General features: G+C 56.4%; 11 protein-coding genes. 6 read left to right on the top strand and 5 right to left on the bottom strand.

Going from position 1 to position 14,155, the window contains the following annotated elements:
• Positions 1-48 precede the first annotated feature (48 nt).
• The 3 genes from SERS4_RS0113690 to SERS4_RS0113680 are packed head-to-tail and all read left to right on the top strand — an operon-like array spanning position 49 to position 2,934.
• Positions 49-1,104, top strand: a complete 1,056-nt coding sequence (locus tag SERS4_RS0113690) for a sugar phosphate isomerase/epimerase (RefSeq protein WP_017892940.1) — start codon at positions 49-51, stop codon at positions 1,102-1,104.
• A gap of 29 nt (positions 1,105-1,133) precedes the next feature.
• Positions 1,134-2,030, top strand: a complete 897-nt coding sequence (locus tag SERS4_RS0113685) for an alpha/beta fold hydrolase (RefSeq protein WP_017892939.1) — start codon at positions 1,134-1,136, stop codon at positions 2,028-2,030.
• Entirely contained in the window at positions 2,020-2,934 is a 915-nt protein-coding gene (locus SERS4_RS0113680) for an alpha/beta hydrolase (RefSeq protein ID WP_017892938.1), read from the top strand. Before SERS4_RS0113685 ends, SERS4_RS0113680 begins: the two co-directional genes overlap by 11 nt.
• 102 nt (positions 2,935-3,036) lie before the next feature.
• On the opposite strand, the gene SERS4_RS0113675 is transcribed toward SERS4_RS0113680, so the two are convergent.
• On the bottom strand, positions 3,037-4,470 hold the full coding sequence (locus SERS4_RS0113675; RefSeq protein WP_017892937.1) for an NAD-dependent succinate-semialdehyde dehydrogenase: 1,434 nt from the start codon (positions 4,468-4,470) through the stop codon (positions 3,037-3,039).
• Positions 4,471-4,683: 213 nt separating this feature from the next.
• Between SERS4_RS0113675 and SERS4_RS0113670 the strand changes: the two genes are divergently transcribed.
• The 3 genes from SERS4_RS0113670 to SERS4_RS0113660 all read left to right on the top strand — a co-directional run bounded on the left by SERS4_RS0113670 (position 4,684) and on the right by SERS4_RS0113660 (position 7,886).
• Positions 4,684-5,511 carry an AraC family transcriptional regulator gene (locus SERS4_RS0113670; RefSeq protein ID WP_012145268.1) on the top strand — a complete coding sequence of 276 codons (828 nt, stop codon included), beginning with the start codon at positions 4,684-4,686 and terminating at the stop codon, positions 5,509-5,511.
• 123 nt (positions 5,512-5,634) lie between these two features.
• A complete protein-coding gene (locus tag SERS4_RS0113665; RefSeq protein WP_017892935.1) occupies positions 5,635-6,741 on the top strand; it encodes an ABC transporter substrate-binding protein in 1,107 nt (368 codons plus the stop codon).
• 179 nt (positions 6,742-6,920) lie between these two features.
• Positions 6,921-7,886 carry a DMT family transporter gene (locus SERS4_RS0113660; RefSeq protein WP_017892934.1) on the top strand — a complete coding sequence of 322 codons (966 nt, stop codon included), beginning with the start codon at positions 6,921-6,923 and terminating at the stop codon, positions 7,884-7,886.
• 31 nt (positions 7,887-7,917) lie between these two features.
• Here SERS4_RS0113660 and fusA read toward each other — a convergent pair whose 3' ends face one another.
• From fusA to SERS4_RS0113640, 4 genes are all read right to left on the bottom strand, one after another.
• Complete coding sequence (gene fusA / locus SERS4_RS0113655; protein WP_017892933.1) at positions 7,918-10,023, bottom strand: elongation factor G; 2,106 nt, start codon at positions 10,021-10,023, stop codon at positions 7,918-7,920.
• Between the two features lie 224 nt (positions 10,024-10,247).
• Positions 10,248-11,285 carry an ABC transporter ATP-binding protein gene (locus SERS4_RS0113650; protein WP_017892932.1) on the bottom strand — a complete coding sequence of 346 codons (1,038 nt, stop codon included), beginning with the start codon at positions 11,283-11,285 and terminating at the stop codon, positions 10,248-10,250.
• Positions 11,282-12,865 (bottom strand): iron ABC transporter permease, encoded by a 1,584-nt coding sequence (locus SERS4_RS0113645; RefSeq protein WP_017892931.1) that lies wholly within the window; start codon positions 12,863-12,865, stop codon positions 11,282-11,284. The genes SERS4_RS0113650 and SERS4_RS0113645 overlap by 4 nt, the downstream gene beginning before the upstream one ends.
• Before the next feature lie 33 nt (positions 12,866-12,898).
• Complete coding sequence (locus tag SERS4_RS0113640) at positions 12,899-13,915, bottom strand: iron ABC transporter substrate-binding protein (protein WP_012145262.1); 1,017 nt, start codon at positions 13,913-13,915, stop codon at positions 12,899-12,901.
• Between the last annotated feature and the right edge of the window lie 240 nt (positions 13,916-14,155).

The raw sequence follows: 14,155 nt of genomic DNA, 5'->3' as shown, positions 1-14,155 counted from the left end.
TTGATTTAAGCCTATTGTTTGTCAATCGACAACCAATTGGAGTTTAGAATGAAAACCTTGAAAGGTCCAAGCCTGCATCTGGCACAGTTCAGTGACGATGCCGCCCCCTTTAACAGCCTGCCGGCTATCGCCCAGTGGGCGGCGCAAACCGGCTTTAAAGCTTTGCAAATTCCGGCATGGGATAGTCGCCTGTTTGATTTGGCCACCGCCGCAGAAAGCCAAACCTATTGTGATGAGCTGGTCGGCATGTTGGCAGACCATGGTCTGGTGGTCAGTGAACTCACTACCCATATTTTTGGCCAGTTGATGGCGGTGCATCCGGCCTATGACGCATTGTGCGACAGTTTTGCGCCAGCGGAACTGCATGGCAACCCGCAGGCTCGTGGCGAGTGGGCGCATCAGCAGTTATTGTTGGCGGCCAAAGCCTCTGCGCGGTTGGGACTCAGTGAGATGGGCACCTTCTCCGGTTCCCTGGCCTGGCCGTATTTGTTCCCGTTCCCGCAGCGTCCGGCGGGGCTGATCGAAACGGCGTTCGATGAACTGGCCAAACGCTGGTTGCCGGTGCTCAACGCCTGCGACGAGCAAGGGGTGAACCTGTGTTATGAAATTCACCCGAGCGAAGACCTGCACGACGGCGTGACCTTTGAAATGTTCCATCAGCGCGTTGGGGCACATCCGCGCTGCCAGATCCTGTTCGACCCGAGCCATTTCGTGCTGCAACAGCTGAACTATCTGGATTACATCGATATTTACAGGGACTTTATCCGCATGTTCCACGTCAAGGACGCCGAGTTCAACCCGACCGGACGGCAGGGCATTTACGGCGGCTATCAGTCATGGACCGACCGTGCCGGACGTTTCCGCTCATTGGGTGACGGCCAGGTGGATTTCAAAGGCATTTTCTCGCGGCTGACCCAGCATGGCTACGCCGGTTGGGCGACGCTGGAGTGGGAATGCTGCCTGAAACACCCGCAGGATGGCGCACGCGAAGGCGCGGCCTTTATTCGTGACCACATCATCAACGTCACCGACAAGGTGTTTGATGACTTTGCCGGTGCGCCGGTTGACCAACAGCAAATCAATACCTTGCTTGGCCTGCGCTGAGCCACACAATTCCACCACGGAGAACACCGATGACACTGCAAAATAACGGGGCCATGTTGAATGGACCTGAACCCGAACACGTCTATACGCGGGTAAACGGCAACCGAATTCACTGCGTGACGCTTGGCGAAGGGCAGCCGGTACTGCTGATCCCAGGGTGGCCGCAAACCTGGTACACCTGGCGTCATGTGATGCAGGCCCTGGCGGCGGCAGGCTTTAAGGCGATAGCGGTAGATCCGCCGGGCATTGGCGATTCAGATAAACCCCACGGGGGTTATGATACCGGCAGCGTGGCCGCTACCTTGCACCAAACCATGCTGCAACTGGGGCATCCGCGCTATCAACTGGTCGGTCATGATATTGGCATGTGGGTGGGTTATGCCATGGCGAGCGATTTCCCGCAGGCGGTGACGGGGCTGGTACTGACGGAGGCGGTGATCCCAGGGTTGGCACCCGCGCCACCGATTTTTGTACCGGCAGAACAAAATATTTTCCTGTGGCACTTCATGTTCAACCAACTGGCGGATTTGCCTGAAGCCTTGACGCTGGGCCGCGAGAGAGAATATCTGAGCTATATCTTTAACCGCTGGTCTTATCGTCGCGATCGGGTAGCGGCGGAAACCTACATCGCCGCCTATTCGGCACCGGGCAGCCTGCGGGCCGGTTTTGATTATTATCGCGCCATTCCGGAAACCATCCGGCAAAACCAGCGTCGGGCCCAGACACCGCTCAGCATGCCGGTGATGACCATTGGTGCCGAGCACGCCACCGGCGATGCGCCCTATGTCACGTTGCAGGGCAACGCCGTTAACCTGCGCGGCGAAACGGTCGCTGACTGCGGTCATTTCATCACCGAAGAGTGCCATGAGGCGTTTATTGCTCTGGTAGTGCCATTCTTGTCAGGGAGCCTGGCCGATGCCGCTTGACTCACAGATTGCCCGTTTTCTGGCGGAAACGGCAGATGCCGCCGCGCCTGAATCCCTGAGTGAAATGCGTGCCGCCGCGCAGGCCGGGTTGTTGGCGTTGCAGGGGGAAGCAGAAGCCAGTGGTGGCGTCCGTGATGGAAGTGTGACCGCTGACGATGGCCATGAGATCGCCGTTCGTGCTTATGCGCCGCTGGGCGTGACACAGGGTGAACCTCTGCCCGCGATGCTGTATGCCCACGGCGGCGGTTGGTGTCTGGGGACGCTGGCGCTGTACGACCAGCCTTGCCAGGCGCTGGCCAATGCCACCGGGCGGGTGATCTTGTCGGTTGATTACCGATTGGCGCCGGAGCATCCCTATCCGCGGCCGCTGGAAGACCTGTATCAGGCACTGTGCGACGTGGTTGAACGGGCCGATGAGTGGGGCGTTGACGTTACGCGCCTTGCGGTTGGCGGCGACAGCGCCGGTGGCAATCTGGCCGCCGCCGTGGCGCTGTTGGCCCGCGACCGGAATGGCCCACGGATTGAACATCAACTGTTGCTGTATCCGGCGTTAAGTCGCGCTATGGATACGGCGAGTTACCAGGCTTATGCGCAGGGTTACTACCTGACCAGGGAGGTCATGGAGTTTTGCTGGGGGCAGTATCTGGGGGACGGAGCCCAGGGGCATGACCCTTACGCTGAACCGCTGCATGCCGCAACGCTTCGGCAGTTGCCACCGGCGACCATTCTGAGTTGTGAGTACGATCCGTTGCGCGATGAGGCCGAACATTATGCCCAGCGGTTGCGTGAAGATGGGGTCGCGGTGCGCTGTGAACGGCTGCCGGGCATGGTACACGCCTGCATTCATATGCTGGGTTTGACCCCGGCGGCGCGAGTGTTATTCGATAAGGTTGGTTCGAAGTAAGGCCCAGGCTGTTATCTGGGTGAGAGTCTCCCTCTCCTGGGGGAGAGGGTCGGGGTGAGGGAAAACAGACAGAACCCTCTCCCAAAGGAGAGGGACTGTTAATTAGCGCCCGGCAACGGTGACAAAGCGGGTTTCCAGATAGGATTCAATCGCTTCGCTGCCGCCTTCGGTACCGTGGCCAGAGTCTTTAACCCCGCCAAACGGCGTTTCCGGCAGGCCGAAACCGATATGGTTGGTGCTGAGCATGCCGCTTTCCACATCCCGGCCCAACGCCGTCACCGTAGCGATACTCCGGCTGTAGGCATAGGCCGCCAGACCGTAAGGCAGGCGATTGGCTTCGGCGATGGCTTCCTCGTAGCTGGCGAACGGGCGCAGCAGGGCGACCGGGCCAAAGGGTTCTTCAGACATCGCTCGCGCACTCAGTGGCACGTCGCGCAATACCGTCGGTTCGAAGAAGTTGCCGGGGCCGGCCACGCGCTTGCCACCGGTAGTGGCTTTGGCCCCCTCGGCGACGGCATCCTTTACGAAGGCCTCAATGGCGTCCACGCTGCGTTGCAGCACCATCGGCCCCATAGTCACACCGTCCTGTAAGCCATTGCCCATTTTGATTTCGCGCACCGCAGCGGTGAACTTCTCGATAAAGGCTTCATAAACGCCTTGCTGGATCAGGAAGCGGGTTGGGGCGATGCACACCTGGCCGGCATTACGGAATTTTGCCAGCGCCAGCTCTTTGGCGGCCGCATCCAGATCGGCATCGTCAAAAATCAGCACCGGTGCATGACCGCCCAGCTCCATGGTGGCTTTTTTCATATGCTGACCGGCCAGCGCCGCCAAATGCTTGCCCACGCGAGTTGAACCGGTGAACGAGATTTTACGAATGGTCGGATGCGGGATCAGGTACTCGGAGATTTCTGCCGGGGTGCCGTACACCAGTGCGATCACACCGGCCGGAATGCCCGCATCGGCAAAGGCTCTGATCAGTTCCGCCGGGGACGCCGGAGTTTCTTCCGGGCCTTTAATGATAATTGAACAACCTGCGGCCAACGCGGCAGACAGTTTGCGTACAATCTGGTTAATCGGGAAGTTCCACGGGGTAAACGCGGCAACCGGTCCCACCGGCAGTTTCAGGGTTTGCTGCTGAACGTCCTGGCTGCGGGACGGGATTACCTGGCCGTAGGTGCGGCTGGCTTCGCCGGCAAACCAGTCAATCACGTCCGCCGAGTTAAGGATTTCCACCTTGGCCTGCGCCACAGGTTTACCTTGTTCCTGGCTCATGATTGCGGCAATTTTATCTGCACGCTCACGAAACAGAGCAGCGGCTTTACGCATCAGATTGGCCCGCTGGTAAGCGGAGGTTTCGCGCCAGATTTTAAAACCGCGCTCGGTTGCGGCCAGCGCCAGATCGAGATCGGCTGTGGTAGCGTGCGCCACGCTGCCAATCACCTCATCGGTAGCGGGGTTGGTGACCGGCGTGGTTTTACCGGCGACTGCGTTGCGCCATTGTCCGTCGATATAGAGTTGAGTATCTGGATACATTGTTGCCTCTTACTTTCAGGGGGTTAAAGACAGGTTTCCCACTCTGCGGCGGGATAATCAAGGTGTCGACGCTGGCAGGCAGACGTTGAGCACCGGATAAAATACCCTACGCGGAATGAACCGCAGCGTCCAGCGCACCGCGTGCGCCACTACTCAAACCACACCGCTTTGACTATCATACAGCCAGCAATGACATTGAAGCAGGGTGGTACGGTGCAGGGTGTTCCAGAGCAGTTTCCCTTTGAAAAAGACAGTGCGCAGTTCCGGCAGTTAGTGCAGGTGCCGGGCGTAGAGCTTTATCACGCCCATATTGAGCGCTATGCCTTTGAGCCGCACACCCATAATGCTTTTGCCATCGGTACCGTCGATTTTGGTGCCGAGCGTTTCCGCTATCGTGGCGCGCAGCACCGGGCTGCGCCGGGTTCACTGGTGTTGATGAACCCGGATGAGCTGCATACCGGTGAAGCAGAAACCCCAGGTGGCTGGAACTACCGCATGCTTTATCTGGAACCGGATACGCTGGAGTTGCTGTCTGGTGAACAGGGATTCTGGTTCACCGACGCGGTGCGCCAGGACTTGCAGGCGGCACAGCAGTTGTCTGCCACGTTGGCCGCACTGTGGCAGGCCAGCGATCCGCTGACCATTGACCACTTGCTGGCGCAGGTGGTCGATATTTTCCGCCCGCATATTCAAGTAGCTCGCCCGTTAAAGGCCGAAGCGGCGCACCGTTTTGATATCGTCAAAAGTTACCTGCAGGATAACTTCTCTGCCGTAATTACTCTCGATCAACTGGCGGCACTGGTTTCCCTCAGCCCTTATCACTTTCTGCGTAAGTTCAAAGCCCAATACCATGCTTCCCCCCAGCAGATGCTGATGGCGATCCGCCTGTCGCAGGCCAAGCAGATGTTGGGGCGCGGTATGCCTGCGGCTCAGGTGGCGGTGGCGGCGGGGTTAACCGATCAGGCGCATTTGACCCGCGCTTTCGCTAACCGTTACGGTGTCACGCCGGTGCGTTATCAAAAACAGGTTACGGCCCGGTGAAAACGGGGGTTACGATTGCAGTTGATATAAATCTTAATAAAAATTATTATCATTTACGTATTTTTGACCCAAAAGAAATAAACAATAATTAAGAACAACCCCACTCCTGAGGACCTCCATTTTATGGGCGCTCGAAATTTTAGAATCTTTATGCTGTTCGCCATTTTTTTAATTATGCCTGGCATCACCAGTGCGGCCACGACCACATTAACCGATGTTCTGGGGCGGAAGATTACGCTTGATACCCCGGTAAAAAGGGCGGTTTTAGGTTTTTACTTTGAAGACTACATGGCCGTGGGTGGGGAAGCGGCATACGAGCATGTCATCGGCATTTCTCGTGAGGCCTGGCGGGGAAAGGTTCCGGCAAATTGGAATATGTATGTTAAACACCAGCCATCACTGGCTCGTATCGCTGATATTGGCGAGGTGGATCTCCATAATATCTCGCTTGAAAATATAATATCTTTGAAGCCGGACGTCATTATTTTGGCTGAATGGCAATATGTTGCTTTGAAACATGAGGTCTCACGCCTGGAAGAATTAAAAATCCCAGTGGTCGTGGTAGACTACAATGCGCAAACTGTCGAAAGACATGTCAGCTCTACAAAAATATTCGGCATACTCACGGGGCAAGAAAAACGCGCTCAGGAATTATCAGAACTTTACGCTAATAACATTGCTGACGTGCAGCGTAGAGTCAATGCGTCAGGATTAAAGAAACCCAAGGTTTATATTGAATTTGGGAATAAAGGGCCTGGCGATTATTCATTCACCTACGGTAAGAATATGTGGGGGGCGATGCTGAAGCTTGCCGGAGCAGACAATATTGCCGAGCCCTTTTTTGAGTGGTGGGGTGTGATTAACCCAGAACAGCTGCTGTTTGCCAAGCCTGATGCTATTTTCATCTCCGGCAGAGAAAATAATAAGGTTTCGTCAGCGCTATCAATGGGTGTGGGGGTTGATAAAAATACGTCTGTTCAACAGCTTATAGCTTTTTCCACTCGTAATGGCTGGAACTCATTGCCGGCGATAAAAAACAAGCAATTATTCGGCGTGTACCAGGGCGCATCAAGAACGCTTTCCGACTTCGCCATGATTCAGTTTATTGCCAAATCACTTTACCCAGAACAGTTTAAAGATGTTGACCCGGTAAAGAACTACCTGGATTACTACGAAAAATATTTACCGGTTAAACCGGAGGGGACATTTGCTGTTGCCGCATGGCAATAAAGTCACCGCGCCCCATGATGAGATGCGACCCGCAAACATTCAGTTCGGTTTGCGAAGTCTTTACCAGACCCGCTAAAACAGCAATTTGCTACAATATTCCCCTGCACGAGTAGGTTAGGCTGGCGCCAGATTTAATTGATGGGGCCAGCCTGCTGCGCCTGGTCGTTGATGGAGTCATTATGTTTGTTGGCGTGTTATTTGCCCTGGCTGCCGGGCTGATGTGGGGGCTGATTTTTGTCGGTCCGGTTATGATCCCTGAATATCCGGCGGCGTTGCAGTCTACCGGGCGTTATCTGGCCTTTGGGTTGATCGCTTTGCCGCTGGCATGGTTTGATCGTCAGCGGTTGAAAAAGTTACATCGTAACGATTGGCTGGAGGCGCTTAAACTGACGGCGATCGGCAACCTGCTGTATTACCTGTGCCTGGCCAGCGCCATTCAGCGCACCGGAGCGCCCGTTTCCACCATGATTATCGGTACGCTGCCGGTAGTGATCTCGGTGACCGCCAACCTGTTTTACAGCCGGCATGACGGGCGACTTTCGTGGCGTAAACTGACTCCGGCGTTGGTATTGATCGCCTGCGGATTGGCGCTGGTTAACGTTGCCGAGTTGCGGGGGAATACGGCAACGATTGATGTCTGGCGTTACACCAGTGGGCTTGGGCTGGCATTGCTGGCGGTGGCTTGCTGGACCTGGTTCCCGCTGCGCAATGCCCGCTGGCTACGGGAAAATCCGCACCAAAGGCCTGCCACCTGGGCGACCGCACAAGGGCTGGTTACTTTGCCGCTGGCGTTGGTGGGCTATCTGTTGGTCTGCGGGCAATTGGCTTTGACCCAGCCGACGTTTGCGCTGCCGTTTGGGCCAAGGCCGGAAGTGTTTATTCCCTTGATGATCGCCATTGGCATGCTGTGCTCGTGGATTGGTGCCCTGTGCTGGAATGAGGCGAGTCAACGCTTGCCGACGGTATTGGTGGGGCCGCTGATCGTCTTCGAAATACTGGCCGGACTGGCTTACACCTTTATGCTGCGTCAGGCTTGGCCGCCGCTGTTGACGCTGGGCGGGATTAGCTGCCTGATTATCGGCGTGATTTATGCGATGCGGATCAAACCGCAGCCGGTGGTGGTGGCTCTGGTCACAAAAGAGTGAAGCCTGCCGCTGGGGGCGGCAGGCAGTCAACTCAGGATTTCCGGTGATGAATGATCTCTTCAGCCACGTTGCGCGGTGCTTCTGCGTAGTGGCTAAATTCCATGGTATAGGTGGCGCGGCCCTGTGACATGGAACGCAGTGTGGTTGAATAGCCGAACATTTCGGATAACGGCACCTTGGCGTGGATCTCCTTACCGCCGCCGCCGGGAATGTCTTCCATACCTTGCACCAGACCGCGCCGCGATGACAGGTCGCCCATGATGCTACCGGCGTAATCCTCGGGTGTTTCCACTTCTACCGACATGATCGGCTCGAGGAGAGCAGGGTCGGCCTGGCGGCAGGCTTCTTTAAAGCCGAAGATCGCCGCCATGCGGAAAGCCTGTTCCGAAGAATCGACGTCGTGGTAGGAGCCGAAGGTCAGGTGAACCTTGACATCCACCACCGGATAACCGGCCAGTACGCCGGTATTCAGCGCCTCCAGCACGCCTTTTTTCACCGCCGGGATAAACTCGCCCGGGATCACGCCGCCCTTGATCTCATCCAAAAACTCAAAGCCCTTGCCAGGCTCATTGGGTTCCACGGTAAACACCACGTGGCCGTACTGGCCTTTCCCCCCGGATTGGCGCACGAACTTGCCTTCCACGTCGGCCACGCGCTTGCGGATGGTTTCGCGGTAAGACACCTGAGGTTTGCCGGTGGTGGTCGCTACGCCAAACTCACGCCGCATACGATCGACGATGATTTCCAGGTGCAGTTCGCCCATGCCGTAAATAATGGTCTGGCCGGAATCCTCGTCGGTGCGAACGCGGAACGACGGATCTTCCGAAGAGAGGCGCTGCAGGGCAATCCCCATTCTTTCCTGATCGGCCTTGGTTTTGGGTTCAATCGCCTGGGCGATCACCGGTTCAGGGAACACCATTTTTTCCAGTGTGATAATGGCGTTAGGGTCACACAGCGTGTCACCGGTAGTGACGTCTTTTAGCCCCACGCAGGCGGCGATATCCCCGGCATGTAGTTCTTCGACATCTTTACGGTCATTGGCGTGCATTTGTACGATGCGGCCAATGCGTTCTTTCTTGTCTTTCACCGGGTTATAGACGCTGCTGCCTTTGGTCAGCACGCCGGAATAGACCCGCACGAAGGTCAGTTGGCCGACGAAAGGGTCGGTCATCAGCTTGAAGGCCAGCGCCGAGAATTTTTCGTCGTCGGCGGCCCGGCGAATGACAATATTGTCTCGCTCGTCATGGCCTTCCATCGGTGGAACATCCAGCGGTGAAGGCATCAGTTCAATCACCGCATCCAGCATGCGCTGTACGCCCTTGTTACGGAAGGCCGAGCCGCACAGCATCGGCTGAATTTCGCCGGCCACGGTGCGCAGACGCAGACCACGGACGATCTCTTCTTCGCTCAACGGCACCTGATTGAGGTATTTGTCCATCAGCTCTTCCGAGCCTTCTGCGGCGGCTTCGATCATTTTATCTCGCCATTCCTGCGCGGAGTCGCGCAATTCGGCCGGGATCTCTTCAAAACTGAAGCTCATGCCTTGCGTAGCCTCGTCCCACAGGATGGCTTTCATGCGCACCAAATCCACCACGCCGGTGAAATGGTCTTCGGCACCAATCGGGATGACGATCGGCACCGGGTTGGCTTTCAAGCGTTCGATCATCATTTTGCGCACGCGGAAGAAGTCGGCACCCACTCGGTCCATTTTATTGACGAACGCCAGACGCGGAACCTTGTATTTATTAGCCTGACGCCAGACGGTCTCAGATTGCGGCTGTACGCCGCCGACCGAGTCATAGACCATTACCGCGCCGTCCAATACCCGCATGGAGCGCTCGACTTCAATGGTGAAATCCACGTGTCCTGGGGTGTCGATGATATTGATGCGGTGCTGCGGATAATTATGCTGCATGCCGTTCCAGAAACAGGTAGTCGCCGCCGAAGTAATGGTGATGCCGCGTTCCTGCTCCTGTGCCATCCAGTCCATGGTGGCGGCGCCGTCGTGCACTTCGCCCAGCTTGTGACTGACCCCGGTGTAAAACAGAATCCGCTCGGTGGTGGTGGTTTTGCCGGCATCGATGTGCGCCGAGATGCCGATATTGCGGTAGCGCTCAAGGGGGGTAGTACGTGCCATAATTAACCTTTCTTAGCCGCATCAAAGAAGGGCGGCTTTAAGCAGTATGAATAATTATGATAATCCTCTGTGGGTTATCTCCGGACGGGTGAATGTTTACACCGGTCACAGACTAATCGTAGTTGATGAAGGGGGTTTTGGTATTCGATGGCTGCGATAGGTTTTTTCGTTCGAGCGTTGGCACAAGACTAAGGCTCAAAGGGGCGGTAAGCCCCCTTGATGGGCTACTCGGCAAAGATATGCGCCTGGCCGATGATGTTCAGATTGACGTGAGAACCGGCACGGAGACCTTCGCGGCTGATGGTTTTAATCTCGATCGCGATATTACTGCCGGTCATGTGCAGGTTTAAGGTCGAGACAAAACCGGCAAAATCAATACCGGTGACCACCGCCTGGCTCTGTTGCTGTGGCTCGGACTGGCTAATCTGAACCTGCTCAGGACGGAGCATGATGCGAGCGGGGCCGCGGCGCTGACGATCGTCAACGGCAATCCGCCCTAACGCGCAATCCGCCCAGCCCTGGTCAAGCTCAGCGGAAAGCACCAGCGTTTCGCCTAAAAAAGTGGCGGTCGGTTCGTCCACCGGCCTTAAGTAAAGATCTTGCGGCGGCCCGACCTGCGCCAATCGACCATTGCGCATTACCGCCACCTGATCGGCAAACGACAAGGCTTCAGTTTGATCGTGGGTCACCAGAATCGACGCGACGTTGGCTTCGGCCAGCAGTTCCGCCACCGCTTTGCGGGTCGCGGCGCGCAGGCCGGTATCCAGCGCGGAGAAAGGTTCGTCCAACAACATCAACCTGGGTTGCTGAGACAGCGCACGGGCCAGCGCCACCCGTTGTTGCTGACCACCGGAAAGCTCATGCGGCCAAAGCGCCCCCAGCCGACGATCCAGCGCCACCATCTCCATCAGTGCATCAATACGCAGTTGCTTGTCACGCTTGCTGCCCTTCAGGCCGAAACCAATGTTGCCGGCAACGGTAAAGTGCGGAAATAACGCGCCGTCCTGGGGGACAAAACCAATGCCACGCAGGTGTGCCGGCACCCAGCCGCTGCCGTTGGCCATCGCTTGCCCTTGCAGCATCACCTGGCCGCTGTCCGGTATTTCAAAACCGGCGATAATACGCAACAGGGTGGTTTTCCCCGAGCCGGAAGGGCCGACAATCGCCGTACGGCTGCCCTGTGCCACGTTTAAATCAACATGCTCGAGCACCTTGACCGATTTATAGGATTTACCGATGCCTTGCAGTTCAAGCGTGCTCATAATCCCGCCGTACGTTTGGATTGAGAATAAAGAAGCCAGGTCAGTGGCAATGACAACACCACCATAATCAGGGCGTAGGGTGCGGCCGCCACATAGTCTATCTCGCTGGTCAGCGCCCAGAAGCCGGTGGCCAGCGTGCGGGTACCGTTGGGGGCCAGCAGCAGCGTGGCGGTCAGCTCATTGGTGATAGCCAAAAACACCAATGCGGCTCCGGCGGCGGCTCCGGGGGCCGCCAGACGCAGCGTGGTGCTCCATAACGCGGCCGCTGGCGAACGGCCGAGACTACGGGCCACGTTTTCCAGCTCGACCGGTGCCTGGGCAATCCCCGCGCGCAGGTTGATCAGCGCCCGTGGCATAAACATCAGCAGGTAGGCCAGCAGCAGGGTGATTTCAGTCTGATAAATCGGTCGAAAACTGTGAATGGTGATGGTCACCAGCGCCAGTGCCACCACAATGCCGGGCAGTGAACTGGTGATGTAATTACAGCCTTCCAATACCCGATACAGCCGTGCCGGGTAGCGTACCGACAGCCAGGCCATAGGGATAGCGCACAGCGTGATCAGCAGAGCACCACTGGCGGCCAGTGACAGTGTTTGCAGCAAGGCTGGCAGCAATTCGCTGTTGCGCCACACCTCAACGCCTCCCAAGGTCAACCAACGGGCCAAGGTGATAAAAGGCACGCCAAGCGCCAGCGCGGTGAGGCTCAGGGGCAGCAGCAGGCAGAACAGGGTGGTGATGGGCCCAAGGCGATAAGCCGTTTGACTGCGCGCACTGCCGGAACCGACGCGGGCATAACGCGCTCGCCCACGGCTGACGGCTTCCAGCATTAATAATCCCAGGCAGCACAGCACCAGCACCCCGGCCAGCATATTGGCTGCCGGGCCGTTAAAGGTCGACTGGAACTGATCGAAAATAGCGGTAGTGAAGGTGTCAAAGCGGATCATCGCATACAGGCCGTACTCGGCCAGCAGATGCAGCGCGATCAGCAGCGAACCACCCCAAACTGCCAGTTTTAGCTGTGGCAGCACCACGCGGAAAAACACCGCCAGCGGGCGCGTACCGAGCGAAGTGGCGACGTCTTCAATTCCGGGATCCAAGCGGCGTAATACCGCAGCGGTTGGCAGATAAATAAAGGGGAAGTAGGCGATGACCGAAATAAATACCCCGGCTCCCAACCCATGCATCGAAGGCACCAGGCTGATCCAGGCGTAGCTCTGTACGAATGCCGGCACCGCCAGCGGAGCGGTGGCCAATAACGACCAAATGCGACGGCCCGGCAGCGTAGTGCGTTCGGTTAGCCAGGCCAGCGCTACCCCCAGAATGGCGCAAATCGGCAGCGTGAACACCACCAACAGCAGCGTGTTGAGCAGCAGTTCGGCCACCCGGGGGCGCAATACCAGAGCTTTTACCGTTGGCCAACCGGTTTCAAACGCCACGCTAATGACAAACCCCAGCGGCAATAGCGCCAGCAGGGAGAGTAAAATGGCGACAGCCACGATAAACAACCCGGGCCGTTGATGGCGGCGGGCGGAAGTATACCGTGGCTTTGAGTCAGCGGCGTTGAAACCTGTATTCGACATAGGGCTAAAAACTCTCTGTACTAATCAACTGGCTTACATCAGCCCGGCTTGAGTCATCAGTTCGACCACTTTTTTACCGTTCAATGCAGAGGCGTCAACTTTTGGCGCATCCAGTTCTTTCAGCGGTACCAGTTTCGGATTAGAAGCCGCGTTGACGCCAACGGCATATTCGAAGGCGTTATTGGTACGCAGGATCTCCTGGCCGTTTTTACCAGTGATCCACTTAACGAATTCTTGCGCCTGTTTTTGGTGTTTGCTGGAAGCCAGCACGCCACCACCGGAGATGCTGACGAAAGCGCCCGGATCCTGATGTTTGAAGTAATACAGTTTGATATTTTTACTGTTCTCGCCGGTTTTGGCGCCGTCGACGAACGGATAATAATGGTAGATCACGCCGCTGTCGATTTGGCCGGCATTGACCGCTTTCATGACGGTACTGTTGCCTTTATAAGCGGTGAAGTTGGTTTTCATCGCCTTCAGCCATTCCAGCGTGGCTTTTTCGCCTTTCAGCTCCAGCAGTGCGCTGACAATGGCCTGGAAATCAGCCCCTGAAGGCGAGGCGGCCCAGCGGCCTTTCCATTCTGGCTTGGCCAGATCCAGCAGTGACTTGGGCAACTGTGCCTCGGTCAGTTTCGCCGGGTTATAGACGAACACCGTTGAGCGGGCGGCAATGCCAATCCAACGGCCGTGTTGCGGACGGTATTGAGGTTCAACCTGGGCCAGCGTCGCGGCATCCAGCGGGGCGAACAGCTTGGCGTTATCCACCAGTACCATCGACGGGGAATTTTCCGTTAAAAACACGTCGGCAGGGGATGCGCTGCCTTCTTGCACCAGTTGGTTGCCCAACTCGCTGTCGCCGCCGTTACGCAGGGTCACTTTAATGCCGGTGTCTTTGGTAAAACCGTCCACCCAGGACTTCACCAGGTTTTCGTGTTGGGCGTTATAAACAACAATGCCTTCATCCTGGGATGCCGCATTAGCCGAGAAGGCCAGCATCATGGACGATGCCAACAGGGCAATCGGGCCGAGAGAAGTGAAACGCAGCTTCATACAGTCATCCTTATTTAGAGAGTGCAGAGAGGAAATGCTAATTATGCCAAACGGACGTTGGGAGCCCTGATTGTATATAAGAACATTAATAATGATAGTGAAAACGATTCGTATTAATTTATTTTTAGTTTTAGCTCAATAATTATCTCGTCTTAAGGAAAAATTAAGCTTTTAGAATGTTATCCAGGCATGGTGGACGGCTATTTTATTGAATATGAAAGAAATTCACGTTGTTTGACG

Source organism: Serratia sp. S4 (genome assembly GCF_000347995.1).
Lineage (GTDB): Bacteria > Pseudomonadota > Gammaproteobacteria > Enterobacterales > Enterobacteriaceae > Serratia > Serratia quinivorans.
Note: the sequence above shows the minus strand (reverse complement) of the source record. Positions and strands in the feature narration are given on the sequence as shown.

Bases quoted from the DNA above. Each gene is read 5' to 3' on its own strand.
- SERS4_RS0113690 (WP_017892940.1), top strand. From the start codon at position 49: ATGAAAACCTTGAAAGGTCCAAGCCTGCATCTGGCACAGTTCAGTGAC.
- SERS4_RS0113685 (WP_017892939.1), top strand. From the start codon at position 1,134: ATGACACTGCAAAATAACGGGGCCATGTTGAATGGACCTGAACCCGAA.
- SERS4_RS0113680 (WP_017892938.1), top strand. From the start codon at position 2,020: ATGCCGCTTGACTCACAGATTGCCCGTTTTCTGGCGGAAACGGCAGAT.
- SERS4_RS0113675 (WP_017892937.1), bottom strand. From the start codon at position 4,470: ATGTATCCAGATACTCAACTCTATATCGACGGACAATGGCGCAACGCA.
- SERS4_RS0113665 (WP_017892935.1), top strand. From the start codon at position 5,635: ATGGGCGCTCGAAATTTTAGAATCTTTATGCTGTTCGCCATTTTTTTA.
- SERS4_RS0113660 (WP_017892934.1), top strand. From the start codon at position 6,921: ATGTTTGTTGGCGTGTTATTTGCCCTGGCTGCCGGGCTGATGTGGGGG.
- fusA (WP_017892933.1), bottom strand. From the start codon at position 10,023: ATGGCACGTACTACCCCCCTTGAGCGCTACCGCAATATCGGCATCTCG.
- SERS4_RS0113650 (WP_017892932.1), bottom strand. From the start codon at position 11,285: ATGAGCACGCTTGAACTGCAAGGCATCGGTAAATCCTATAAATCGGTC.
- SERS4_RS0113645 (WP_017892931.1), bottom strand. From the start codon at position 12,865: ATGTCGAATACAGGTTTCAACGCCGCTGACTCAAAGCCACGGTATACT.
- SERS4_RS0113640 (WP_012145262.1), bottom strand. From the start codon at position 13,915: ATGAAGCTGCGTTTCACTTCTCTCGGCCCGATTGCCCTGTTGGCATCG.